At 71.5% G+C, this 24,686-nt stretch carries 3 protein-coding genes and 1 pseudogene; 3 read left to right on the top strand and 1 reads right to left on the bottom strand.

Annotated elements, in window-relative coordinates:
- Positions 1–535: 535 nt before the first annotated feature.
- On the bottom strand, positions 536–1,054 hold the full coding sequence (locus tag ACWD0Y_RS27625; protein WP_450263037.1) for a hypothetical protein: 519 nt from the start codon (positions 1,052–1,054) through the stop codon (positions 536–538).
- Between ACWD0Y_RS27625 and ACWD0Y_RS27620 the strand changes: the two are divergent.
- The 3 genes and pseudogenes from ACWD0Y_RS27620 to ACWD0Y_RS27610 all read left to right on the top strand — a co-directional run.
- Positions 1,040–1,426, top strand: a pseudogene (locus tag ACWD0Y_RS27620) (acyl carrier protein); the annotation flags it as partial. The gene ACWD0Y_RS27625 and the pseudogene ACWD0Y_RS27620 overlap by 15 nt on opposite strands.
- Positions 1,427–1,639: 213 nt before the next feature.
- Positions 1,640–15,586 carry an SDR family NAD(P)-dependent oxidoreductase gene (locus ACWD0Y_RS27615; RefSeq protein ID WP_450263043.1) on the top strand — a complete coding sequence of 4,649 codons (13,947 nt, stop codon included), beginning with the start codon at positions 1,640–1,642 and terminating at the stop codon, positions 15,584–15,586.
- The coding region (locus ACWD0Y_RS27610; RefSeq protein WP_450263036.1) for an amino acid adenylation domain-containing protein at positions 15,583–24,686 on the top strand (9,104 nt) is incomplete at its 3' end. The genes ACWD0Y_RS27615 and ACWD0Y_RS27610, both read left to right, overlap by 4 nt.

Here is a 24,686-nt window from a genome sequence, read left to right as displayed (position 1 = left end):
GCCACCCTAACTTGATCTTTAACACCCGATATCAAGTGATGCGTCGAACCTGGTCACACGGTTTGGTGTCCGGTGGGCAGCGGGGTGGCCTTCTTTTGAACATGCGCTCCGCCCAAGGGACGCACGCGTCCAGGGCGAGGGCCATGAGGACGGGCCTTGACCTGGCCAAGCCCCCCGAGTGGGGTTGTTTCACCCCTCGCCGGACCCGCTGGCGCCGTCGGGGGGCGGAACCGGACCACGCCCTCGCCACGTGACGGAAACGTGTCCAGGATCACGGGGAAGTTTCAAGCCCGATCCCAACTACCAGTTATGCTTCTTTTGTTCGCTTGCTCCTGCAGGCTTCCCCTCTGGTTCACGGTCGGGTTCCGTCGGATCCCCGGTTCGTCACATCGGTGACAGGGGGTGTGAGGCAGGGGGAGTCGCCCGGCACTTGATCTCGGGCCCGCTCGCGCGGATCAATCGGTACGGCCTTCAGGGGCGAGAAAGATGGTCGTTCGGTCACTGTGAAGTGCCGGGCGCGGGGGGCGGGTCGGACTCATTCATGCTCAAGAATCGCAAGGGCGTCGTCCGTAGCGCTCGTCTCTCTGATATGCCTCGGCTCATGGAGCTGGAAAGCCTCTGCTGGTCCGAGGATCTTCGAATATCCGAACAGGTCATCAAGCAGCGCCTTTTCGCTCACCCTGCGGGACAGTTCGTCGTCGAGTCCGAAGATGTCGTCCGGGGTGTCGTCTACTCTCAGCGCATCGACAACGTGGACGACTTGCTCTCCGTTCGATTCGATACGGCCGACCGGCTTCACCGGCCCGACGGCGCGGTCGCGCATGTGCTCTCGCTGAATATCGATCCCCACGAGCAGAGTTCGGGATTCGGCGACATGCTGCTGGAACACCTGCTGACGTGGAGCCATGAGGCCGGGGGCGCCGAGGTGGCGGTGGGAGTGACGCGGTGCCGTGACTTCAAGCGGCATCCGGAGTTCGAACTGCGTGAGTACATTCGGGCGGCGAACGAGCAAGGGCGTTGTCTCGACACCGTATTGCGTATGCATCAGCTGCACGGGGCAGAGGTTCGCTGTCTCGTTCCGGGATATCGCCCCGGTGATCTCGTCAACGGAGGCAACGGCGTCCTCGTGGTCTACGATCTCCCCCGCCGTCGGGAGCGAGTTCGGAATCTTTCACAGGATGCCCCGGCGCTGTCCGTCGATATTCCCGAAACCAGTCAACTGCACCGCGAGGTGCTGGATTTCATCGAGGAAGTACTCGGTGGCTCCGATGGGCACGAGGGAATCACGAACCCGCTGGAGAGCCCGCTTTTCGAGCTGGGACTCGATTCCGCAGGCCTGCTTGATCTCCAGGACAGGATAAAGACCCGGTTCGGCGTTCAGCTCGACTCACTCTTCTTCTTCGAGCACAACACCGGCGCACGGATCATTTCTTACCTCGACGGCCTCAGGGAAGAGGGATCGAGCCACACGCCGGACATACCGCGACCGATCCGAACCGGACCGATCGCCGAGCCCGAGCCCGAGGAACCCGGGGTGCCCGCCGAGTCCCGTCACCCTGCCGGATCTCCCGGTCGTGTCGGGTCTGCCGTCCGGGGCGGACGCCCTGCCGGGGGCGAAGACGCCGACCGGGACAAGGACGTGGCTCGCCCCGCGGTCGCGGGGCAGCACGATGAGCGCGACATCGCGATCATCGGCATGGCTTGCCGGCTGCCCGGTGGCATCGAGGATCCCACCGCGCTGTGGCAGCTCCTCGAAGAAGAGCGCTGCGCGGTCGGGCCGCTGCCTGACGGACGCTGGCAGTGGCCCGAAGGCATCGGCCCCGACACCCACCCGGGGATCGACCGCGGCGGATTCGTCGCCGACGCGGGATCCTTCGAGGCGCCCCTCTTCCGCATCACGCCCTATGAGGGGCAGCGCATGGACCCGCAGCAGCGCTGGATGCTGGAACTGGCCTGGGCGTGCCTGGAGGACGCCGGATATCCCGCGGGCGCGGTCGCCGGCGCGCCGATGGGCGTCTTCGTCGGTGCCAGCGGGTCGGACTACCAGCGGATCATGGACACGGACCGGCTCCCCGTACGGGCGCACAGCGGACTGGCGACCTCCATGGCGGTCATCGCCAACCGCGTCTCGTACTTCTACGACCTGCGCGGCCCGAGCGTCCAACTGGACACCGCGTGTTCCAGCTCCCTGGTGGCCGTGCACTCGGCGGTGCGCGCCCTGCGCGCGGGGGAGTGCACCACGGCCCTGGTCGGTGGCGTCAACCTCCTGTGCCATCCGGCCAACAGCATCGCCTACCACCTGGCGGGCATGCTGTCGCCCGACGGCCTCTGCAGGACCTTCGACGAGTCGGCGAACGGCTATGTGCGCTCGGAGGGCGGCGCCGTCCTGCTGCTGAAGCCGCTGACGGCGGCGCTCGACGACGGCGACCATGTGCACGCCGTCATCAAGGGCAGCGCCACCAACCACGGTGGCCAGGCGGGCGGTCTGACCGTACCCAGTGCGTCCATGCAGGCGAGCCTGGTCCGGGCGGCGCTCGCCGACGCGAGGGTGGCCGCCTCCGACATCAGCTACGTCGAAGCGCATGGCACCGGCACGGCGCTCGGCGATCCCATCGAGGTCCAGGGGCTCGCCCGGGCTTTCGAGGGGAGCGAGGCGCCATGCGCCATCGGATCGGTGAAGACGAACCTGGGGCACCTGGAAGCCGCCGCGGGCATCACCGGGCTGATGAAGATCGTGCTGTCCATGCGGCATCAGAAGCTCCCCGCCTCGCTCCACTTCTCGCGGCTCAATCCGAAGATCACCCTGGAGGGCACGCCGTTCTCCGTCGCGCAACGGCTCGCGGACTGGGAACTCGACGGCCGTCCCGCCCGCCTCGCCGGGGTCAGCAGCTTCGGCTCGGGCGGCAGCAACGCCCATGTGATCGTCGCGCAGGCCCCTGCCCCCGTCCGTGAGGAGGCAGCCGGGCACGGTGAACCGGTCTCGGCCGAACGAACTCCGTCCGTGGTCGTGCTGTCGGCGGAGACCGAGCCGCAGCTCGTACGCCAGGCGGAGCTCCTGCTCGCTCATCTGCGGCGCGAGCGGCCGGCCGACGCCGGTCTCAGGGACCTCGCTTACACGACGCAGGTGGGCCGCGAGGCCCTGAGCGAGCGTCTCGGTCTGCTGCCGACGGATACCGCTTCGCTCGAAAGCCTTCTGGTGGCCTTCGTATCGGGTGACACGCTCCCGCCCGCCGTCCTTCGGGGACGCGCGAAGAGGAACGGCGTGACGCCCCCGGTCATCGGCCCTGAGCGCTCTGTGGGCTCGGACCGCTCGCCCGGCGAGGTGCTGGCCGCATGGGTGCGGGGCGCGAAGGTCGACTGGGAAGCGCTCCACCAGGGCGTCGAGCGCCCACGGCGCGTCCCGCTGCCCACCCATGTCTTCGCGAAGAAACGTTACTGGCTCGACCGCGCCGCAGCTGTGGAAGCGCCGAAGCGCGAGCGGCGGCACCCGCTGCTCCAGCGCGAAGCGGCGGCAGACGGCACGGAGGTGGCCGCCTTCGGTTCGACGTTCACCCCGCGGGATCCCTTCCTGCGTGACCACCGCGTGGGCGGCGAGCCGGTGCTGCCGGCCGTCGCGTACCTGGAGATGGCACGCGAGGCCCTCGACCGTACGCTGTCGGCGGCCCCGGACAGCGCCTTTGCGCTGTGCCTGGAGAACGTGGTGTGGACCCGGCCCATCGTCGTGCGGGACAGGGGGAGGGCGGTCCACACCGTCCTGACGGGCGGCTCGGGTACCGCCGGGGGCGGCCCGGGGACCGAGGCCGACGTGGCAGAACGGGTGTCGTACGAGATCCGCACCGGCCCTCTCTCCGAAGGGGCGCACGTGGTGCACTCGCGAGGCGTCGGGTCACGCCGGCGCGTCGCCCCGCCGGCTCCGCTCCCGATCGAGGAACTGAAGTCCCGCATGTGCGCGGCGGTGCTCGAAGCCGACGGCTACTACGCGGCGTTGCGTGCCGCAGGGCTCGACTACGGAGACACCCACCGCGCCGTGCGATCGGTACACCTGGGGGAAGGGGAGCTGCTGGCCCTCCTCACCCTGCCCGTGGGCGCCGTCCCCACCATGGGGGACTACGTACTGCACCCCAGCGTGCTCGACGGTGCGCTGCAGGCAGCGTTCGCACCGGACCTCTACGCCGCGGCAGGGCCATGGAGCGCGCCCCTGCCCTTCGCCCTGGACCGTCTCGACGTGTTCGCGAACACGCCGGTATCCGCTTACGCCTGGATACGTGAGGTCCCGGGCGCATCGAGTCAGGTGCGGCGGCGGGACCTCGACCTCTGCGACGAACAGGGAAGGATCTTCGCGTCACTGCGGGGCTACTCCATGCGGAAGAACACGGAACCGGCCGGGACGGCCGCCACAGGAGAAGTGACGCTGTTCCGGCCTGTATGGCGCGAACAGCCTGTCGTCACGCGCGCGTCGGCCCCGGACGCGGATTCCGGCCACACCGCGCGGCTGGTCCTCGCCTGCGGCTTCGAGGACCGGCTGGGTGAACTGCGTGCCCTGGCACCGCACCTGTCGTTCGTGGAACCGCCCGAGGAGATCGGGTCCGCCCCTGCCCGGGCGATGGTCGCGGAGTGGGCGGTCGAATTGCTCCGCACGGTCAAGGGCCTTCTGCTCGGCAGGCCCACGGGCTCCGTGCTCCTTCAGGTGCTCACGCCCTCGCACGGCGAGGGAGCGACGCACCAGGCACTGTCCGGCCTGCTGAGGACGGCGCGACTGGAGAACCCCGCCCTGGTCGGGCAGGTCATCGCAGTACCCGCCGATTCCCCGGCCCCGTATCTGGTCGCGAAGCTGGAGGAGGACGCCCGCTCGTCCGAGGACTACCGGATCAGCCATGCCGGGGATGCCGGCCGTACCGTCCTCGGCTGGGAGCCCCTCCCCGAGGCCGGTACTTCCGGAGACACCGAGACCGGGGGCCCAGTGACACCCCGGCCGGTGCGGTGGCGAGCCGACGGCGTGTACCTCATCACCGGTGGTGCGGGCGGTCTGGGACCGGTCTTCGCCGAGGAGATCGCCCGGCGGGCGAAGGGCGCTGTGATCTGCCTGACCGGCCGGTCCCCGCTGAGCCCGGAGAAGGACGCCGTGCTGGCCGCACTGCGTGCCGAGGGCGTCGAGGCGGAGTACCACGTCCTGGACGCGGCCGACGGGCCGGCCACCGGGAGGCTCGTCGCCGAACTGGTGCGACGCCACGGTGCGCTGCGCGGCGTGATCCACGCCGCGGGCGTGATCCAGGACAACTTCCTGACGAAGAAGCCGGTGGCGGAGTTCCGCCGTGTCCTGGCACCGAAGCTCGACGGCTGCCGCAATCTCGACGAGGCGACCAAGGACGCCGACCTGGACTTCTTCGTGCTGTTCTCGTCCATCATGGGCGCGACAGGAAACGTCGGGCAGGGCGACTACGCCGTGGCCAACGCCTTCCTCGACGAGTTCGCGCGGCAGCGTGGTGCACTGGTCGACGCAGGCCGGCGCAGCGGTCGTACGGTGGCCATCGGATGGCCCCTGTGGCACAGCGGAGGGATGGGGGCCGACGAGGCCACCCGCCGGGCGCTGCGGGTGCGCAGCGGGCTGCTGCCCATGACGACCGGGGCCGGTGTCGCGGCCTTCCACCGTGCGCTGACCAGCGGTGAGACCCATGTGGTCGTAGGAGCGGGGGAGGAGGCGCGCCTCCAAGCCCTTCTGAACGGGGACGAGGAGCGCAGCCGATCGGACAAGCCCGCCGCTCACCTGCCCGCCACGCCGGTCGCTGGTGCGCCCATCGCGTCCAGTGCTTCCGCAGCGACCGCCGAATCCAGTGCCGCCGGCGCGGGTGAGGCCGACGGTGTGAGTGCTGCCGAGGACGACCGTGCGCTCGAAGCGCGGACGGTGCGCTTCCTCAAGGAAGAGACGGTGCGCTTCCTCAAGGAAGAGACGGTGCGCTTCCTCAAGGAAGAACTGTCGCGCATCACCCAGCTGCCGCTCGCCGAGCTGGAAGAGGACGAGCCGCTCGGTTCGTACGGCATGGACTCGATACTGGCGACCGAGCTGACGGCCGGGCTGGAGACGACGTTCGGCTCACTGTCCAAGACGCTCCTCTTCGAGTACCACACCCTCGCCGAGCTGAGCGCCTACTTCGTGGCCGGCCACCGAGCCACCTTGGACACGCTGTTCGCCCGGACAGGAACACCGGCTGCCCCGCCCGCCGCCGAAACCGCCGTGCCTTCCGGCCCCGTGTCTCCCGCCGACGCCGCTCGGGAGGCCGCCCACGGCACCGGGGCGCAGCAGTCCGCGGCGCTGGACATCGCGATCATCGGTCTCTCCGGCCGCTATCCCGAATCGCGCGACCTGCGGGAGTACTGGCAGAACCTGCGGGACGGACGCGACTGTGTCGTCGAGGTACCAAAGGACCGCTGGGACTGGCGCGCCTACTACTCCGAGGACCGCACGCGGCCCGGCCGTCACTACAGCAGGTGGGGCGGGTTCATCGCCGAGGTCGACCGGTTCGACCCGCTGTTCTTCAACATATCGCCGCACGAGGCGGATTACCTCGACCCCCAGGAGCGGTTGTTCCTGGAGCATGCCTGGACGGCGATGGAAGACGCCGGCTACACCCGGGAGCGGCTGCGGCACACCGACGGTGAGGACGGCGACGGCCAGGTCGGCGTGTACGCCGGAGTGATGTGGGGGCAGTACCAGCTGCTGTTCCCCGGCGGGGACACCATCCGTGGAAACCCGAACGCGATCGGCAGCAGCTACGCCAGCGTCGCGAACCGCGTCTCCTTCGTGATGAACCTGCACGGCCCCAGCATGACCGTGGACACCATGTGCTCCAGCTCGCTCACCGCGGTTGAACTGGCCTGCCGGGACCTCCGCCAGGGCCGCACCAAACTGGCCTTCGCGGGCGGGGTGAACGTGACGGTCCACCCGAACAAGTACCTGGCCCTGAGCACCGGGCAGTTCATTTCAGGCAAGGGGCACTGCGAGAGCTTCGGCATCGGCGGGGACGGCTACATTCCCGGTGAGGGTGTCGGTGTCGTCCTGCTGAAGCCGCTGCACGACGCCGAACGCGACGGCGACCACATCTACGGCGTCATCAAGGGCAGCGGCATGTCGCACGGCGGCCGCACCAACGGCTACACGGTGCCGAACCCGCGCGCGCAGCAGGCCGCGATCCACGGTGCGCTGCGCGAGGCCGGGGTCGACCCGAGGACCGTCAGCTACGTCGAGGCGCACGGCACCGGAACCAAGCTCGGCGATCCCATCGAGATCACCGGACTGAGCCAGGCGTTCAGGACCGCGCCCGCCCCTGGCGTTCCCGCCACCGCCGACAGCCAGTACTGCTACCTCGGTTCCGCGAAGTCCAACATCGGGCACTGCGAGAGCGCCGCCGGGATCGCGGGGCTCACCAAGGTGCTGCTCCAGCTCCAGCACGGCCGGATCGCGCCGTCGCTGCACTCCGCGACGCTGAACCCCAACATCGACTTCACCCGCACCCCGTTCGTCGTCAACCAGGAACTGCGCGACTGGGAGCGCCCGGTCGTCGACGGCCGTACCCACCCGAGGATCGCCGGTATCTCCTCGTTCGGCGCCGGCGGCTCGAACGCGCACCTGGTGGTGGCCGAACACGTGGATCTGCGTCCCGCACCGTCGACGGCGACGCGGACACCGCTGCTCTTCCCGCTCTCCGCCAAGAACGAGGAGCGGCTGCGGGCGTACGCGGCCGAACTGCTGCGCTTCGCCCGCGAGGCCGATGCCGCCGGCTCCCCTCGGACCACCCCGGCGGACTTGGCCTACACCCTGCAGGCGGGGCGCGAGGCGATGGACGAGCGGCTCGGTGTGATCGCCGACTCGTTCGCGGCGCTCGCCGGGAAGTTGGAGCGGTACCTGACGGGCGAGGACAGCGTCGAAGGCCTGTACCGGGGCAACGCCAAGCGGGACAGGCAGACCCTCTCGCTCATCCCCGCCGAAGAGCTCGCGGAGACCCTCGACAAGCTGGTGCAGCGCGACAAGCCGGCCGAGCTCCTCGAACTGTGGGTGCGCGGCGCGTCGCCCGACTGGCGGCGACTGCGCACCCGTACGACCCCCGCACCCCGCATGATCAGTGCGCCGACCTACCCGTTCGCCCGTGAACGGCACTGGATACCGGAGACGGCACAGGTGACCGAGGCCGGACCGGAGGCCCGGGCCGGTTCCACGAACGGCACCCGGCCCGTGCCCGGGGCCACGACCGTGCGCACGACCGGGGCCGCTGCCGGCACTGGCCCCTCGACCGGGTTCGAATCCCCGTCCCGCGCGGCCCTGTTCCTGACCAAACAGTGGCGGCCGGCCCCGACAGGTACGGCACGGACGCGGCACACCGCCGTCGTCGTTTTGCACGACCGGTCCACCCGGCGTCTCGCCGAAGCCCTCTCGGCACTGTTCGACGACGCGACACTGCTGGAGGCCGTCCCGGGTGCCGAGTCCGTGCTCGCCCAGTGCATCGGCAGGTGTTCGGCCTGGATCGACCTCACCGGCATGGCGGCGAGCACCGGCGGCGACGGAACCCCTGGGGCGGACGCGGTCGACGGGATCAGCGAGCACCGGCCGTCCGGCCGGGCGCTGGCGCTGCTGCAGAGCGCCCTCGACGCCAAGGCGTCCCGGGACATCCGTCTGCTGTACGTGACCCAGGGCCTGGAGACGCCGGGCGTGTCCGCTCCTGTCGGGGCGCACGCGCCGGCGGCGTCCGGGGCCGACGGCGAGCGGGTGAACTTGGCCGGTGCCGCGCGTGCCGCGCTCTACCGGTTGCTCCAGAGCGAGTACCGCGGCCTCACCTCGTGCCACGCCGACCTGGATCCCGCCGTACGCGAGGACGCCGAACTCGCGGCGGTCATCCACCGCGAACTCGGCGACGAGAGCGGTGAGGCCGAGGTCTGCTACCGCGCGGGAGTGCGGCACGCCCCGGTGCTCGAAGAGAGCGCGCCGGTCGCGGCGCGAACCGTCCGGCCTGTCTTCGCCGACGACGAGGTTCTCCTCGTGACGGGCGGAACGCGCGGCCTAGGCCTGTTGTGCGCACGGCATCTGGTCGAGCACTACGGTGTACGCCGACTGGTCCTGACGGGCCGTGAAGCCCTCCCCCCGCGTGCCCGGTGGACCGATGCCGACGCCTGCCCGCCTCCGGTACGCGAGAAGATCGACGCCGTCCTGGAGCTGGAGGCGCGTGGCGTCGAGGTGCGCGTCCTCGCACTGCCGCTGGACCGCGCCGACGAAGTGGCCGCGGGCATCGCGACGATCGAGGCGACGCTGGGGCGTGTCACCGGTGTCATCCACGCCGCCGGGCTGGTCGACACCCGTAACCCCGCGTTCGTCCGCAAGCCCGTCCCGGACATCGCCCGCGTCGTCTCCCCGAAGATCGAGGGCACCCGGAACCTGCTGACCGCCCTCGACGCGCGGTCGCTGAGGTTCGCTGTGCTCTTCTCGTCGGTCTCCGGGGCCGTCCCCACGCTGGGCGTGGGCCAGAGCGACTACGCGATGGGCAACGCCTTCATGGACTACTTCGCGCGGGCGCACGCCGCCGACCTGCCGATCACCAGCGTCCAGTGGCCGAGTTGGCAGGAGGCCGGCTTCGGCGAGGTGACGAACCAGGCGTACACCGACACGGGGCTCCTGAGCATCACGAACGCCGAGGGCCTGGCGTTCCTGGACGAGATCCTGGCCGTGTGGCGCGGTCCGGTCGTCATGCCGGTCCGGGTCGACGCCGGGCTCTTCGACCGGGGTGCGCTGCTGGCCGCGCGTCCGGCGGCGCCCGCCGTCCCCGCTCCCCGGACGCCTGCCACCGCCGCGGCGACGGCACCGGTGACCGCGTCCGTGCCGGTGGCCGCCCCCGCGCCCACTGCCGACGGACCCCTCGTGAGGCGGCTCACCGACTTCCTCGGCGGTACGTTCGAAGGCCAGCTCAAGCTCAAGCCGGGCCAGCTGGACGCCGAGACCTCGTACGCGGACTACGGCGCCGACTCCATTCTGCTGGCGCAGGTCCTGCAACAGATTCGTCAGCGTCTCGATGTCCGGCTCGACCCGTCGACGCTCCTGGAGTACCCGACCCTGAGCGAACTCGCGACGTGGCTGCTGAACACGTACCCGACGGAGATCGCCGCGCGGCTTGGTGACGAGCCGCAACGCGCCCGCCCGGACGAGGAGACGGCGGAGGGCGTGGACGGGAAACGGCCCGGCGCCCCGGAAGACGGGTCGCTTGCCGCATCACCTGCCCCCGCCGAACCCGCTGCCCGGACCGCACCGGACTCCCGCGCGCCCGTGGCGGTTGCCGAGGGCGGGGGCGACGGTGGGCGCGGCACGGCCGTCGCCGTCATCGGCATGGCCTGCCGACTGCCCGGCGCACCCGATGTCGACGCCTACTGGGACCTGCTCTCCCAGGGCCGCTCCGCCGTTCGTGAGGTCCCCACGAGCCGCTGGGGACGTCCCACCGGCTTCCACGCCGGACTGATCGACGATGTGTTCGGCTTCGATCCCGGCTACTTCATGCTGCACGCCGAGGACGCCCGCGCCATGGATCCCCAGGCCCTGGTGCTGCTGGAGGAGAGCCTCAAGGCCGTCCACCACGCCGGGTACCGGCTCGGGGAGTTGGACGGCACCCGTACGGGTGTGTACGTCGGCGCCCGCAGCCGCAGCCAGACCGACGACGCCCTCGTCGGCGAGGCGCGCAACCCGGTCATGACCGTCGGACAGAACTACTTGGCCGCCAATGTCTCCCAGTTCTTCAACTGGCACGGCCCCGCCATGGTCATGGACACGGCCTGCTCGTCCTCGCTGGTGGCGATGAAGGTCGCCACCGACGCGCTGGTGGCGGGCTCGATCGACCTGGCCCTGGTCGCGGGCGTCAGCCTGCTGGCCGACCCCTCCGCCCACGAGCTGTTCCGCCGCCGTGGACTGCTCCGGGAGGACGGGGAGTTCCACATCTTCGACCGCAGGGCCGGCGGCGTCGTCCTGGGCGAGGGCGCGGGCGTCGTCGTCCTCAAACCACTGGCCCAGGCCGAGCGGGACGGCGACACGGTGTACGCCGTGGTCGAAGGCCTGGCCATCAACAACGACGGCCGGACCGCCGGACCGGCGACCCCCAACCTGGCCGCCCAGAAGGAGGTCATGCGGGAAGCACTCCGTCAGGCCGGCCGCCGACCGGACCAGGTCGCCCACCTGGACGTCAACGGCTCCGGTTCCGAGATGACCGACCTCCTCGAACTCAAGGCCATCGAGGCGGTCTACGGACAGGACCGGACCAGACCTCTGCGTCTCGGCTCGATGAAGCCCAACATCGGGCACCCGCTCTGCGCCGAAGGCATCGCCGCCTTCATCAAGGTGGCGCTCATGGTCCACCACCAACGCACGGTGCCGTTCCTGTCCGGCGTCCAGCCCCTGGAGCACTACGCGCTCGACCCCGCACGCCTCGACTTCCCGAGGCACGCCGGTGCGACGGACCTGCCGTACGCGGCACTGAGCAGTTTCGCCGACGGCGGTACCAACGGTCACGTCGTCGTGGGACACCACGTGCCTCGCCTTCCGGTGCGGCGCCGCCCGGTCGAGCTCCCCGAGCTCAACCGGACCGACGTGCGCACCGGTGAACGCGTCGGTGACGCCACCTCGCCGATGGTGTGGACACGGCGCATCGACGCCCGGGACGCCGTCCTGGACGGCCACCGTGTCTACGGGCGGCGGCTGTTGCCCGGCCTGGCATGGATCGACCTGCTGTACGGCTGTTTCGAGGAGGCTGCGACGGGGCTTGCGCACCGCGAACTCTCCCTCCGGGACGTGACCATCTACCGGCCGCTGGCCTTGGACGCCGACGGTGCCGTGGAGATCCGCGTCGAAGCGCGCGCCGAGACCCCGGACAGCTGGCGCATCACCGTGACCGACGCCCCGGCGCAGGGCCCCGGCGCCAGGGCGGTGGCAACGCCGTACGTCACCGCCGAGATGCACCGGGTGGCGGGCGGGACCACGGGCTTCGGGACGGACGTTCCGGACGAGGTACGGGCCGTGCTGCGTGATCCCGACGGGCGGGTGCGCGACCTCGAGGAGATCTACAGGGACTTCCGCGCACAGGAACTCGTCCATTCCGGCCTGATGAAGGCGGTCGGCGCCGTGTACACCGGGGCCGACGACATCTGGCTGCGGGTCGCCCTTGACGAACGAGCCGCGAGCCGTGACCGGGGCGAGCGGTTGTTCCACCCCGCCCTGATCGACGGCAGCGCGGTGGCGGCCTGCGCGGTGGCCCTCGGCGAGGTGCCGGCGGGCGGCGAGCAGCGCCTGTTCCTGCCGCTCCACTACGCCTCGTTCCGGGCGGGCGCCTCGCTGGACCGTGCCTGTTACACGCGGGTGCGACGCGAATCGATCGAGCGGCGGGAAGAACTGCTCACCTTCACCATGGAGTTCTTCGACATCGAGGGGCACAAGGTCGGCGAACTGGCGGACCTCACCACGAAGGTGGTGCGCGACGCCGGACACATCGATCCCGCGCGCCGCGGCGGCGGGCCGGGAGCCGATTCCGCCGTCCGGGCCGGAACGGTCACCGGGACCGGCACGGGGACCGGATCCCCCTCCGGGATCGTCGCCGCCCCGGACCGGGCCGAGTCCGCCGGCCGGGACGCGGTTCTGCTCCCGTCCGACGGGATCGGCGCCGCGGTGACCTCGGTCCTCGCCGCCCAGCTCGGCGTTCCGGCGGACCAGGTGGGCATGCACACGAGTTACTACGCCCTTGGCCTGGACTCCGCCGCCCTCCTGAGGACTGCGGGGGAGATCGGGGAGCGGCTCGGGACGAGGCTGTCGCCGACGTTGCTGTTCGAGCACCCGACGGCGGCCGAACTGGTCGCGCATCTCGTACGCCATCACCGTCTGAGTCCGACAAGTCCTGTCCGGCCCACGGAGCCGGCCGCACCGGCGCCGTCCGTGCCGTCCGTGGAGCCCGTCGCGCCGGCCGTGGGTGGCGGTGAGCCGTCCGCCGGTCCGGTGGACGAGTACGGCGAGGGTGACATCGCGATCGTGGGCATGGCCGGCCGGTATCCGAAGGCGGCGAATGTCGCCGAGTTCTGGGAGAACCTCAAGGCAGGACGGGACTGCGTCACCGAGGTGCCCGAGAGCCGGTGGCCGCGCGACACCTTCGAGGGGGAGCGCACGCCGTCCGGACGGAAGATGTCGGCCTGGGGCGGCTTCATCGACGACGTCGACCGCTTCGACGCCGAGTTCTTCGGGATCCCGGCGGACGAGGCTGCCCTCCTCGACCCCCAGGAACGGATGTTCCTGACGGTCTGCTGGGAGGCGATCGAGGACGCCGGGTACACACCCGCCGGTCTCACCGCCTCCGGTGGTGACGGCCCGCGCCGGGCGGTCGGCGTCTTCGCCGGCGTCATGCACAAGGACTACGTGCTGGTTCAGCACGAGGCCGCTCGGCCGGACGGCCGCACCGGACGGGGACCCGCTCCGTTGTCACTGAACGCCGCGTCCATCGCCAACCGGGTCTCGCACTTCTGCGACTTCAGCGGCCCCTCGATGGCCGTCGACACTGTGTGCGCCTCCTCGCTCAGCGCCGTGCACCTCGCGGTCGAGAGCCTGCGGCGCGGGGAGTGCCGGGCGGCCCTCGCGGGCGGTGTGAACCTTTCGCTGCACCCGGGCAAGTACCGGACCTACGGCGCGCTGGAACTGCTCGCGAGCGAGGCACCGGCCCGCTCGTTCGGCGCCGGGGGAGACGGCTACGTCTCCGCCGAAGGCGTCGGGGCGGTGTTGCTCAAGCCGCTGGCGTCGGCGCTCGCGGACGGTGACGCGGTCTACGCAGTCATCAAGGGCAGCGCCGTCAACCACTCCGGCCGGACGCCGGGCATCCGGGTGCCCTCCGTCGCCGCACAGACCGCCCTCATCGAGGACTGCCTGAACCGCGCGGGTGTCGACCCGGGTTCACTCGGCTGCCTCGAAGCCCATGGCACGGGCACGGAGATCGGTGACCTGATCGAGATCCAGGCACTGCGGCGGGCGTTCGAGAAGTACACGGACGCCAAGCGCTTCTGCTCGCTGGGATCCGTCAAGTCCGCCATCGGGCACGCCGAGGCCGCAGCCGGGATCAGCGGGCTGACCAAGGCGGTGCTCCAGCTTCACCACCGGACGCTGACTCCGTTGGTGCGGCTGGAGCGGACCAATCCTTACCTCGGCCTCGACGACTCGCCGTTCCGTCTGCAGACGGAGCTGGAGGAGTGGCCGGCGGCCGGCCCCGGTACGCCGCGCCGGGCCGGGGTGAGCGCCTTCGGCGCCACCGGTGCCAACGCGCACATCGTCCTCGAAGAGGCGCCCCCGGTGGTCGGAGCGACGGCACGGGAGATGCGCGAGGGCCGGCTGGCTCCCGTGCTCGTACCGCTGTCGGCGACGGACGACGAACGGCTGCGTGCCTACGCAGCCAAGCTGGCGCGCTTCCTGGAGACGGAGGAAGGGGCGGCAGCGGATCTCGCGGCGCTGGCCCACACCCTCCGGACCGGCCGGGTCGCTCTGGCGGAACGGGCCGTGATCCTCGCGTACGGTCTCGACGAGCTGAGGAGCGCCCTCGACGACATCGCCCGGGGCGCCGACGCCGGTGCCGGGAACGTGTGGCGGGGCCGCAGAGCCGAGGAGCTCCGGGACGCACGGCTTCTGGACGAGGACGACCTGCGCGCGGAACTGGTCGGCCGCTGGTCGGCCCAGGGCAAATGGGACAAGATCGCCGAGCTCTGGCTCGGCGGCTACACGGTCGACTGGAGCGCCCTGCACGACATGACGTCACCGCGCCGCCTGCACCTGCCCAGTTATCCCTTCGCCGGGCAACGGCACTGGGTCACCCCCCGCCGCGGCGAGGGGCACGCGGCCGAGCGGACGCCCGCCGCGACCATCGAGGCGATGAGCGGGGCACCCGTGACCGGCGTACCGGTGAGCGGCAGTGAGGTGCTCGCTGACGGCGTGCCGGCGCACAGCGCGCGGGTCGCGGGGCCCGTCGTGCCCGTGCCGGCCGGTCCGGCCCGGAGCGCGGTGCCGGACGGCGTGCCCGCGGGTGCGGCGCCCGTGGGTGTGCCGGAAGACGGCGGCGTCCACTGGCGGTTCGTCCCCGAGGACGAGGAACTGCCCGCACCGTCCATGGACACGGCACGCCCCGGACACACGCCCGAGGAGAAGGCGCGGGGCTTCCTGCGTCAGCTGGTCGCAGCGCGTCTGGGACGGCCGGTCCGTGAGGTCGGCGCCCACACCGGCCTGATCGCCATGGGATTGACCTCGCTGGGGGCCGTCGGCCTGACCAGGGACCTGGTCGCCACGGTCGACCCGGGGTTCCTGCCCAGCACCCTGTTCGAACACGGCACGGTCGCCGAGCTGGCCGCGCACCTGGCCGTGCGGCGCCGTGCGGAACTGTCGCGCCTGGTGGCCGTGGGAGCCGGGGAACAGCCACGCCCCCAGCGGCCCGAGCGGGCGGAAGACCCGCAGCCGGAGGTCCTGGTGGTGCTCGAGCGCCTGCAGACCGGCGCCCTGCACCTGGATGACGCCATCGCGCTCCTCGACACAGGAAGAAACCAGAAGTGAAGCACGAGCTCAACGCCCTCATCGCGGACTACCGGGCGGGCAGGATCAGCAGCAGTGAGGTCGGGAACCTGCTGCGCGAGCTGCGGCAGCAGCCACCGCAGGGGCGGCCCGCGCCGTCCGGCTCCGGGGTGCGCACCTACGGGCTCTCCGAGGGGCAGCACGGTCTGTGGGCGCTCCAGCGGGCGTACCCGGACATGGCCGCGTACAACGTGCCGCTGTGCTTCCGCGTCGCCGACCTGGACGTACCGGCCTTCCAGGAGGCGTGCCGGGCGTTGGTGGCACGTCATCCGGTGCTCAGCACGGTGATCCACCGGCAGGGGGACACCCCCTGCCAGTCGGTCGATCCCGGTCGGGAGCCCGACTTCGCCCGGGTCGATCTGACCGGTGTCGTCGACGAGGGCGAGGCGCTGGCGGCCGTCCGGCGCGAGAGCAAGAGGCCGTTCGTCATGGACGGCACCTCCGCGGATGGGGAGGGCCTGTTCCGGGTCCGTGTCTTCGACCGCCCGGCGGACGGGTCGATCGTGCTGATCACCGTCCACCACGTCATCTTCGACGGCAGCTCGGCGAGGCTGCTGATGACCGCGCTGTTCGAGGCGTACGAGGCGCTGCGGGGCGGGGCCGGCCCGGTGGCGCCCACGGATCTCGACGCCGGGGCCGGCGCGGGCTTCCACGACTTCGTGGCCGAGGAACGGCGGACCCTGGCCGAGCGCGGCGGGGAGATCCTCCCGTACTGGCGCGACCGGCTCGCCGGACCGCTGCCCGTACTGGACCTGCCGACCGACCGGGCCCACACGGCACTGACGGACCGCTTCGCCGGGGACACCCATGTCGACCGGGTGCCCGCGGAACTCGTCACCCGCATCAGGGAAACGGCCGCCGGCCGGCGCGCTTTCGTCTCGACGGCGATGCTCACCGCCTACGCGGCGACCCTGGTCTCGTACTCCGGCCACTTCGAAGGCTCCGGCCGGACCGGAGGCCCTGGACACTCCGACAGCTCCGGAGAGGTCGCCGCCCGGCGCGAGCTGGTCGTCGGAATGCCGGTGAACGAGCGCGGCGGCGAGGAACTCGCCGGGACCATGGGGCTGATGATCAACATGGTGCCGGTCCGCGTCGTGCTCCCGGACGGGGCCACGTTCGGCGAGACCGTCTCCGCCGTGCAGCGCGACGTCGCCGACGACATGCTGCACAGCCACCCCTTCTCCGCACTGGTCCGGGAACTCCCGTCGGACACGCCCCCCGGCCGCTCCCCGGTGTTCCAGACGGCGTTCGTCTTCCAGGACGTCCTCGACGGCATTTCCGGCCCCGGCCGTCCGTACGAACTCGTCGACGAGCTCCACCAGGAGGGGGAGTACGAGCTCTCACTGGAGGTCTGGGGCAGCGGCGACGCCTTCACCTTGTACTGGAAGTACCAGCCGGAGCTCTACAGCCGTCCCTTCGTCGAGCAGCTCGCGGAGCGTTTCGTACGCGTCCTGACGGCGGTGTGCGACGAGCCGGGGACGCCCCTGGCCGAATTGTGCGAGCGGTCCGCGGACACGGCCGGGACCGACGGGGCCTGCGTGCACGAGCTCTTCGAGGAGATGGCGCGCCGGACCCCCGACGCGGTCGCGGTCGCCAGTCAGGAGGAGGTGCTGACCTACGAGGCGCTGAGCCGCCGCAGCGACGCCCTCGCCGCGTACCTCGTGGAACGGGGTGTGCGACGCAACGACCTGGTGGCCGTCCTGCTCGACCGGTCGGCCGAGATGGTCGTCGCGCTGCTCGGGATCCTCAAGGCGGGTGCGGCCTTCGTGCCCCTCGATCCGGAGCTGCCCGTCGCCCGGCTGACCGACATCGTCGCCGACAGCGGCACCGCCCTGATCGTCACCCAGGCACGTCACGAGGACCGCGCCCGGAACCTGTCCGACGGCCGCCCGCGCGCCGGTGGCGCCGACGCGGTGCCGGCCTCGCTGCTGGTGCTCGACGAACAGCGGGAGCGGATAGCGGCCGCCGCCCCGGCCGAGGGGCCGGTGCGGGGCGAGGTGACCGGGGACGACCTCGCCTACGTCATCTACACCTCCGGGAGCACGGGCCGGCCCAAGGGCGTGATGATCGCCCACCGGGGCTTCGGCGATCTGCTGCGCTCGATGCGGCGGGAGCCCGGCATGAGTGCGGCGGACACCCTCTTCGCCGTCACCACCATCAGTTTCGACATGGCGCAGGTCGAGCTGTTCCTGCCGCTGGTCAGCGGTGCCCGTTGCTATGTCTGCGACAGCCCGACGATCAAGGACGTCGAGCGCCTCAAGGAGCGCGTCGCAACGGTGCGGCCCACCGTCATGCAGGCCACGCCCGCGACCTGGAGCATGCTCTTCCACTCCGGCTGGCGGAATCACGAGGGCGTACGGATCCTCTGCGGCGGCGAGGCACTGCCCAGGACGCTGAAGGAGTACTTCCGCGACACCGGCTGCGAAGCGTGGAACCTGTACGGGCCGACGGAGACCACCGTCTACGCCACGGGCGGACGTATTCGCTTCGACGCCCCGACCACCATCGGCAGGCCGGTCGCCGGCACCCGGGTCCACATCCTCGACGAGCGGCTGCGGCCGGTGGCGGCCGGGGAGACCGGTGAACTGTGCGTCGCCGGTACCGGAGTGGCCCGGGGCTACGTGAACCGTCCCGACCTGACCTCGGAGAATTTCATCGACCACGATCTCGTGCCCGGCGGCAAGCTCTACCGCACCGGAGACCTGGCCCGCTGGACCGAGGACGGCGAGATCGACTACCTCGGCCGACTGGACTTCCAGGTGAAGATCCGTGGATACCGGATCGAGCTGGGTGACATCGAGTACCACCTGGGCAGGCATCAGGACGTCGCCCAGTGCGTGGTGGTGGCGCGCGGTGAGGACGGTGCCAAGCAGCTCGTCGCGTATTACGTCCCGCGCCGCGCGGGAGCCGCGGGCGACTCCTCCGGGGCGTTCAAGGAGCATCTGCGCGGGCTGCTGCCGACGTACATGGTTCCCGACTTCTTCGTGGCGATCGACGCAGTCCCGCTGACGGGCAGCGGCAAGGTGGACCGCAACGACCTGATGGCGCGGGAGGTGTCGCTGGCCGCGCCCGCGGCCCCGCCGGCGCCCGCGCCCGTGCTCCGGCCCGCGCCCGTGACTCCCGCGACGCACGCCGTTTCCCGGGCACCGGAGACCGCCGGGACCGTCGCCGAGAAGGAGGTCCTCGCCATCTGGCAGGACGTCCTCAAGGTGCGGGACCTCGCCCCCACCGCCTCCTTCTTCGAGGTGGGCGGCAACTCCCTGTCGGCCGTGGTCCTCGCCGACCGGATCAGCCGACGGCTCGGAGTGCCGTTCGCCGCCGCCGATCTGTTCAAGTACGCCACCGTGCGCAGCATCGCGGCGCATGTGCGGGACGTCGCCCCCGCGCCGGACGCCGTACGTGTCCCGGAACCGGAACCGGAACCGGAACCGGAGCCGGAGCCCGGGCCGGAGGCCGCGCCCGAGCCGGAGGCCGGGGCCGGTGGGGGGTCCGTGCCCGAGGACGCGGTGGCGATCGTCGGCATCGCCTGCCGCTTCCCGGGCATCCGCGACCACTGGGAGTTCTGGGAGAGCCTCAAGCGGGGCGACGAGGCCGTGCGCCGCTGGACGGAGGAGGAGCTGCGCGAGGCCGGTGTGCCCGAACACGTGTTGCGCGACCCGGCCTACGTCCCCTTGCGCTCCTCCCTCGACGGCAAGGAGGACTTCGACGGAGAGTTCTTCCGGCTCTCCCCGAACCACGTGGAACTGATGGACCCGCAGTTCCGTCAGCTCCTGCTGCACGCCTGGAAGGCCGTCGAGGACGCGGGCTACGACCACCGCGACATCCCCGACACCGCCGTCTACGTCTCCACCGGCAACCACTTCTACGGTGCGCCGGACGACACCGCCGAGAATCCGGCCGCCGTGCTCGACGACCCCCGCCAGTACCTGTCCTGGGTCATGAGCCAGAGCGGCACGGTCGCCTCGATGATTTCGTACCAGCTCGGCTTCGGCGGGCCGAGCATGTCCGTGCACTCCAACTGCTCCTCCTCACTGACCGCGCTCTCCCTGGCGGCCCGCGCGGTGCTGACGGGGGAGTCGGGCTTCGCGCTCGTGGCGGCCGCCTCCGCGAACAGCGTCGACGGCCTCGGCTACATCCACCAGCCAGGTCTCAACCTCTCCAGCGACGGCCACGTCAAGGCGTTCGACGCCGATGCCGACGGCATGGTCGGCGGTGAGGGAGCCGTGGCCCTGCTGATCCGCCGCGCGTCCGACGCCGTCGCCGACGGCGACCACATCTACGGCCTGCTGCGCGGCATCGCGACCAACAACGACGGCGGGGACGCCACCGGTTTCTACAGCCCCAGCGTCAACGGGCAGAGCCGGCTGATCCGGACGGTTCTGGAACGCACCGGCATCGACCCCCGTTCCATCGGCTACGTCGAGGCGCACGGCACCGGCACGAAGCTGGGCGACCCTGTCGAGCTGGCGGCGCTGACCGAGGCGTACCGCGAGCACACGGACGACACCGGCTACTGCGGCATCGGCTCGGTGAAGTCGAACATCGGCCACCTCGACACGGCCGCCGGACTCGCGGGCAGCGTGAAGGTCCTCCTCAGCCTCTACCACGGGCAGATCCCGCCGACCCTGCACTACAACCGGCCGAACCCGCAGCTGCGGCTGGACGCTTCACCGTTCCGGGTCGTGGACCGGCTGCGTGTCTGGCCGGCCGGCGGCACCCCGCGCCGCGCCGCGCAGAGCTCCATCGGGCTCGGCGGGTCCAACGCGCACGCCGTCTTCGAGGAGTACGTACGCGACGGCGGCCCGGCCGCCACGGCACGTCCGACCGCACACACGACCACGGATACGACCGGACGCGTGCACAGCGGCGCAGACACGAACAAGGGGGCGACCGTGGACACCGGCGGCGACACCGTGCCCCAGCTGGTGCCGCTCTCGGCCCGCACGCCCGACGACCTCGTGCGCGCAGCCGCCGGACTGCTGCGGTACCTGCGCGGCTCCCGGGCCGCCTCGCTGCGCTTGGACGACCTGGCTCACACGCTCCAGGTGGGCCGGGTGCCGATGGCCTGCCGGGTGGCGTTCGTCGTGCGCACCCCGCGCCGACTGGCGGCCGAGCTGGAGGCGTTCGTCCAGGACCCGACCGGCGACGGATCGCCCCGGCGCTTCACGGGCCCCCGGCCGGGGAGCGGGGCCCGGGCGGCCGAGCGGCAGGACACGAGGACCCGGGACACGAAGCTCGCGCGCCAACTGGCCGAAGGCAAGCTCAAGAAGGTCGCCAAGGCGTGGGCGGACGGTGCCGACGTCGACTGGGGCCTTCTGCCCCGTCCGCGTGCGGCCCGGCGCGTCAGCCTGCCGGGGTACGCCTTCGGACCCGTGACCCACCCGTGGCCCGCACCGGCCCGGCGTATCCGGCGGGAGCTTCCCGGGACGCCGGCGCGGCGGGGAACCACAGCGGGCGGGGAGCAGCCCGCGCGACTGCACCCGCTGCTGCACGAGAACGTGTCGGGACTGGACGGACAGCGCTACCGTTCCCGCTTCACCGGCGACGAGTACGTGCTGGCCGACCACGTCGTCGGCGGCCGGCGCCTGCTGCCCGCCGTGGCCTGCCTGGAGATGGCGTACACCGCCGTCCGGCGTGCCCTGACCGGCGCGGAGCGCGAGGGCGGCAGAACCGTCCTCAAGAACGTCGCCTGGGTGCGCCCGGTGGCCGTCGGCGACGACGGCCGCGACATCGAGTTCACCCTCGCCCCGGAACGACGCCGCACGCAGGAGGAGGCGGACGGTGCCACGAGCGCGGGACCGCTGCGCTTCGAGCTCCTGAGCGACGGTGGCCGCTCGTACGTCCAGGGCCGGGCGGTGACCGAGCCCGCCGTGGCCCCGCCGGACGTCGAACTGGACCGGCTGCGCTCGGGCCTTCGGCTGCGGTCGATGTCCGGGGCGGAGTGCTACGCGCACATCGCACGCGCGGGCGTCGAGTACGGGCCGGGCTTCCGTCTCGTACGGACCCTGCACCGGGGAGAATCCGACGGGCGCCGCGAGGTGCTCGCCGAGCTGTCGCTGCCCGGGGACATGGACGGCTCACTGGCCGACTACACCCTCCACCCGAGCTTCCTGGACGCGGCCATCCACGCCTCGCTCGGCCTGGACCCCGCGTTCGACACGGCCGCCGGTCCGGACACCACCGCCGACGGGCACGGGGCGACTTCTGTCCCGTTCGCGCTCGACCGGCTCGACGTCCACGCGCCCTTCGGCCCGACGATGTACGCATGGGTGCGCCCGGCAGCGGGACAGCGGGCCGCCGGCGCGGGCCGGGTGCTCGACATAGACCTCATCGACGAGCGGGGCCGCGTCTGCGCAATCCTGCGCGGACTCGCCTACCGGGAGCTCGGAGCACCCGCGGACCGTCCCACCCGCGCATCACGGCTGCGCACCCTGTTGCCCGTGTGGGAGCCGAGGCATTCCGGCGAGGCGTCCCCGCAGACCCCGGACGGCGAGGTGCTCGTCTTCGACTCCGGTCGCCGGCTGGGTGTGGGACTTCGGGCCCTCCACCCCCGTCACCGGACGATCGGCCTTCCGCCGGGCGCCTCGATCCAGGAAATAGCCGACCGTATACGCGAAGCATCCGCGGATCCCGCACGCCCGGGAGCCGTCGGCCGCATCGCGCAGGTCGTCTGGGTCGCCCCGGCCGAGGGCTCCGACGACATGATCGGCGGCCAGGAACGCGGCGTGATCGAAGTCTTCCGGATCGTCAAGGCACTGCTGGCCCTGGGCCACGGCACCCGGGAGATGACCTGGACGACGTACACCTTCGGCACTCAGCTCGTCCGCGAGCGGGACAGGGTCGCGGCGACGCACGCGGGTGTCCACGGGCTGATGGGCAGCCTGGCCAAGGAACACACCCGTTGGACGATCGACCTCGTCGATCTGCCCCACGAACTCTCCGGCGAACCGGTCGACGCCTTGCTCGGCGGCGAACGACGGCTGACCGGTGTGCGGCCCGGCACCACGGTGGCCCTGCGCGGCGGGCGTTGGTTCTCGCAGGAACTGCTCCCCGTCACCGGTCCGGAACCGGCCACCGGCCCGTACCGCCGGCACGGTGTCCATGTCGTCGTGGGCGGCGCGGGCGGTATCGGTGAGCTCTGGAGCCGCTCCATGGTTGAGCGGTACCAGGCGTCGATCGTGTGGATCGGCCGCCGGCCGCTGAACGAAGCGATCGAACGCAAACTCGCCGGGCTCGCCGAACGCGCCCGGGCCGTCGGCGCGCGGGCCCCCCGCTACATCTCGGCGGACGCGAGCGATCGTGAGAGCCTGCTGTCCGCGTACCGGCAGATCAAGGAAGACCACCCGCGCATCGACGGCGTGGTGCACTCCGCGATCGTGCTGGCCGACAGGACGCTGACGCACATGGACGAGGACGTCTTCCGTGCGGCGCTCGCCTCGAAGGCCGACGTCGGCGTCAACATCGCTGACGTGTTCGGCGCCGAACCGCTGGACTTCGTCCTCTTCTTCTCCTCGGTGGAAAGCTTCGCGCGGGCCGCCGGCCAGGCGAACTACGCGGCCGGATGCACCTTCAAGGACGCCCTGGCGCATGAACTCCAGCAGCGCGGGCTGCCCCTGGTCAAGGCGGTCAACTGGGGCTACTGGGGTGTGACCGGAGTGGTCAGCGACCCCTTCTACCAGGAGCGGATGGCGGCTGTCGGCATCGACTCGCTCGACCCCGACGAGGCGCTGAACGCCCTGGAGTCGTTCCTCGGGAGCGAGCACAGCCAGGTCGTGCTGATGCGGACCTTCGATGACGAGGCGCTGCGCGGACTCGCGCTCGACGAGCGGCAGGCCAGCCATCCGGCCGTCCTGCCGTCCGTACGGGGCGAGATCGTGGCGGCCCACCGCGCGCCGCGCGGCGAGGTGGAGCGGCTGCACGCGTTCCTGCCCCACCCGCGCATGTGCGAACTGGCGGCCCAGCTGCTCTTCGTCACGCTCCGGGACCTCGCTCCGCGGGGGGCCGGACAGCCCGAGAGCCCGGACGCCCTGGACGGCCTGGACCAACGTGTCCTCGCCAAGTACGCCCGGTGGATGGAGGAGAGCGACCGGCTGCTCGCCCGCGCCGGGCTCGTGGAGCTCGTGGGCGACCGCCGCCGCGTCGGGCCGGCCGCCCACGGTCTGGACCGGGCCGGACTGTGGCGGCAGTGGCACGCCGAGCGCGACGGATGGCAGCCCAACGAGAACCAGCGGGCGCAGGCCGACCTGGTCGAGTCGTGCCTGCTGGCTCTGGCCGACGTCCTCACCGGCACCCGGCAGGCCACCGAGATCCTCTTCCCGGGCTCCTCCATGTCACGGGTCGAGGGAATCTACCGGGGCGATCCGGTCGCCGACCACTTCAACGACCGGTTGAGCGTCCTGGTGGCCGACGCCGTACGGGCCTGGGGCCGTGCCGATTCGTCGAGGCGACTGCGCATCCTCGAGGTCGGAGCCGGCACCGGTGCGACGAGCGCGAAGGTGCTGGAGGCCCTCGAGCCGTTCGGCGACCGCATCGCCGAGTACTGCTACACCGATCTGTCCAAGGCGTTCCTGTTCCGCGCCGAAGAGCGGCTGCGCCCCCGCTACCCGTACCTGACGACCCGGATCTTCGACGCGGGGCGCCCGCCCGGGCACCAGGGCGTGGAGCCGGGCGGCTTCGACATCGTCGTGGCCACCAACGTGCTGCACGCCACCGCGGACATCTCCGGCACCCTGCGCAACGTCAAGGCGGCCATGCGCGCGGGCGGCCTGCTGTTCATCAACGAGATGAGCCGCAACACGATCCTGGCCCACCTGACGTTCGGGCTGCTGGACGGATGGTGGCTGTACCGGGACGCCGAGCTGCGCATTCCGGGAAGCCCCGTGCTGGCGGCCGACCGCTGGCTGGAGGTCCTGGAGGACGAGGGCTTCCGTACCGGTGCCCAGCCGGACACCGCCGCCCACGCCCTCGGCCAGCAACTGATCGTCGCCGAGAGCGACGGCAGGTTCCGCGTCCGGACAGGACCGGAAGAGCCTGAAGGAGCCGGGGGCCGGGCGGGGCCGGCCGCCGGTACGACGGCCGGCCC

This window comes from Streptomyces altiplanensis (assembly GCF_053591575.1).
Note: the sequence above shows the minus strand (reverse complement) of the source record. Positions and strands in the feature narration are given on the sequence as shown.